Origin of the sequence: Streptomyces sp. DH12 (assembly GCF_020873895.1) — a bacterium.
In the GTDB taxonomy this organism is placed as follows: domain Bacteria; phylum Actinomycetota; class Actinomycetes; order Streptomycetales; family Streptomycetaceae; genus Streptomyces.
Genome location: NZ_JAHWGT010000940.1, coordinates 1 through 466 on the forward strand (window position 1 = coordinate 1; position 466 = coordinate 466).

At 67.2% G+C, this 466-nt stretch carries 1 protein-coding gene; it reads right to left on the reverse strand.

Going from position 1 to position 466, the window contains the following annotated elements:
* Positions 1-29: 29 nt before the first annotated feature.
* Positions 30-383, reverse strand: a complete 354-nt coding sequence (locus tag LPA54_RS37870; RefSeq protein ID WP_093769311.1) for a hypothetical protein — start codon at positions 381-383, stop codon at positions 30-32.
* Positions 384-466 lie beyond the last annotated feature (83 nt).

Below are 466 nucleotides of genomic sequence, written 5' to 3' on the forward strand. Positions count from 1 at the left end.
GCCGGGGGCGCGGCGTTCCGGGAGCGGGCTCAGGTCCAGAGGACCGCGATGAAGATGTTGGCCACGGTCAGCAGGCCGACCAGGCCGAAGACGCCCTTGTCCACCTTCTCCTCGTCCCGCTTCACGTAGACCAGGCCGAGGATCACGATCAGCAGCGCCAGCTTCACGCCGATCTTTATGTTGTCCACGGCGTAGTCCTGGGCCTGGTTGAGGCCCACCAGCACCACGCCCGTGACCAGCATCGTCAGCGCGCCGTGCAGCATCGCGGGGACGAAGCGGGCGGTGCCCGCGCCCATCGCCTTCATCTGGGTGAGGAAGCCGCCGAGCAGCGACGCGATGCCGATGATGTGCAGACCGACGAAGATGTGGAGAAGTACGTCCATGAGGCCGGAGCCTAGCCAGGGGCGTCCCCTGGCATTCCGCCGCCCTCACCCTTCCCGCCTTCACCCCAACGGTCATCACCCTG